The sequence below is a fragment of the Liquorilactobacillus sicerae genome, from assembly GCF_029916425.1.
Lineage (GTDB): Bacteria > Bacillota > Bacilli > Lactobacillales > Lactobacillaceae > Liquorilactobacillus > Liquorilactobacillus sicerae.
The window spans coordinates 1-2,527 of the sequence record NZ_JAHAVQ010000030.1 but is presented as its reverse complement, the minus strand read 5'-3'; the positions used below and the strand labels follow the sequence as shown (position 1 = coordinate 2,527).

The following is a 2,527-nucleotide window of genomic DNA, read 5'->3' as shown; positions in this document are numbered from 1 at the left end:
CTTAGTTGTACCAACTAATGAAGAATTATCAATGGTCCAGCAGATCAAAAAAATTAAAGATTAAGCCACCAGCTTTACAACTGCCAAAATTTAATTGTAGACTTTTGCCAAAAAAAGGTTTTATAATGTGAAGTGATAATGATTATCATTTATATATTTAGTTGGGGAGGGCCGCAATAATGATGGCAGAAGAACAGAAGCCACTTTTGGCTGCTGCAAACAAATTAAAAGAATTTAAAATTAAAAATACGCCGCAGAGACAAGTTATTTTGTCGTATCTGATGACATCGCATGAGCACCCTTCGATTGAAATGATTTTTAATTATGTACGCAAAAATGGTTTTAGTGTAAGTTTAGCAACGGTCTATAATACGCTGCAACTGTTGATCGACCATAATTTGATCATTGAAATTGCTTCTGATAGTGGTGGACATATGCGTTATGATTATGCAGAGGTACCGCACTATCACGTAATTTGCGTTAATTGTAATAAAATTGTGGATGTTTTTGACAGTCAGTATAAGGAATTTGAACAGCAAGCAGTTAAACAAACTGGTTATCAAGTTTTAAATAGCCAGTATGAGGTGTATGGCTTATGTCCGGATTGTCAGGCTAAGTTGAAAAAAAAGCAATTTTAAGATTGACAGCAAGTTAAAATTATCTTATATTCTTAATGTGTTTAGCGATGAAGTAGCGCAGTAACTAAATGTTTTGGAAAGCAGAGACTTGATGATAGCTGCAAATCAAGCCAAGCGTTTGGGTGAATTACACTATGGAGCAAAGGAAGGGCTCATCTCCTTAACGATGATTTGAGTTTGGTCGTCTTTGGATGGCAACTTGGGTGGTAACGCGGAATTTTTCGTCCCTAGGATCAGTTAGATCTTAGGGACTTTTTATTTAAGGAGGAAAACTATGGATATTATTGATGAGCTAAAATGGCGTGGCGCAGTTAATCAGGTGTCGGATGAACCAGCACTCAGGGAACTCTTAGCTAAAAAATCAGTTGGTTTATACTGCGGAGTTGATCCAACTGCTGATAGCTTGCATGTGGGTCATTTAATTCCGTTTATGATGCTTAAAAGATTTCAGATGGCTGGACATCGCGCGCATATTTTAATTGGTGGTGGGACGGGCTCAATTGGTGATCCATCAGGAAAAAAATCGGAACGGATTTTGCAAACGATGGATCAAGTTCATTACAATGAAGCTTGCCAAACAGAACAGATGAAAAAGCTTTTCGGCAAAGACAATATTACGGTCGTCAATAATTATGATTGGCTGTCGAAATTAGATTTGTTGGAATTTTTGCGCAAATTCGGCAAACTGTTTAATATTAATACGATGCTCAATAAGGAAGTCATCGCCAGTCGCTTGAATGTTGGTATTTCTTTTACCGAGTTCACTTATCAGATTTTGCAGTCAATCGATTTTTATCACCTTTACAAAGCAAATGATGTTCAACTGCAAGTTGGCGGAGCAGATCAATGGGGAAACATTACGGCTGGAATTGACATGATTCATAAACTAGAAGGTAATCAAGCCCAAGTTTTTGCTTTGACCGTTCCGCTGATGCTGAAAGCTGACGGCACTAAATTTGGCAAAACAGCTGGTGGAGCAGTTTGGTTAGATCCAAAGAAGACCACGCCTTATGAATTTTATCAATTTTGGTTTAATACTGATGATCGAGATGTGGTCAAGTACCTGAAGTTCTTCACTTTCTTAGATCAAGCGACAATTGCTGATTTGGCAGAGAAAGTCAAAACACAGCCGGAAAAACGCGTAGCTCAGAAGCGCTTAGCTCAAGAAGTGACTGAATTTGTGCATGGCAAGGAAGCAGTTTTGCAAGCTGAAAAGATTTCTAAAGCATTGTTTTCGGGTGATGTAAAAGCTTTAACAGCCGCCGAAATTGAACAAGGTTTCAAAAAAATGCCAACTGTTGAAGTTCAAGCAGCAAAGAAGAATCTCGTTGATTGGTTAGTCGATGCTAAAATAGAAAAATCAAAACGGCAGGCGCGCGAAGATATTTCAAATGGAGCAATCTCTATTAATGGCGAGCGGGTTCGCGACTTAGATTTTGAAGTTGATCCGGCTGCTAATTTTGATGGCCGGTTTGTGATTGCCAGACGTGGAAAAAAGAAGTATTTTTTGGCCAGAGTTAAATAAAGAGATTGATTTGTTATGATTAATTTTAGCTATTCTGGTTGCTTTAAGGTTTTGTTATTTAGGCATATATGAGAAAAGATAATAGTGAACTAAAAAGGCTGAAAAAGAGTTGAAAAAACTTTTTCAGCCTTTTTTTTAAAAACACTTGACGCTTTTTAGATTTCATAGTATAGTAATAAACGTTGCTGTTACAGTAAAGCATTTCTTCTTTGAATGAAAGGCTGTGGACAGTAAGCCAGTAGACCTTTGAAAACTGAACAAAGTTTCGATAAACAAATGTGCAGGGCCTTGAAAAAGGACAACATTTGCGAAGTCAATTCGCTAGTAATAAATTTGAGTCACAAACTTTAAAATGAGAGTTTGA

The 2,527-nt window shown here is 37.3% G+C and carries 2 protein-coding genes and 1 other annotated feature; both genes read left to right on the top strand.

The window, feature by feature from the left end; translation table 11 throughout:
* The first annotated feature begins 179 nt into the window (after positions 1–179).
* Complete coding sequence (locus tag KH893_RS10955; RefSeq protein WP_281166163.1) at positions 180–638, top strand: Fur family transcriptional regulator; 459 nt, start codon at positions 180–182, stop codon at positions 636–638.
* Between the two features lie 38 nt (positions 639–676).
* Positions 677–870 (top strand) — a binding site (T-box leader).
* A gap of 42 nt (positions 871–912) precedes the next feature.
* Entirely contained in the window at positions 913–2,163 is a 1,251-nt protein-coding gene (gene tyrS / locus KH893_RS10950) for a tyrosine--tRNA ligase (protein WP_281166162.1), read from the top strand.
* Positions 2,164–2,527: the final 364 nt, after the last annotated feature.

Coding starts and splice junctions, on each gene's coding strand:
- KH893_RS10955 (WP_281166163.1), top strand. CDS start 180: ATGATGGCAGAAGAACAGAAGCCACTTTTGGCTGCTGCAAACAAATTA.
- tyrS (WP_281166162.1), top strand. CDS start 913: ATGGATATTATTGATGAGCTAAAATGGCGTGGCGCAGTTAATCAGGTG.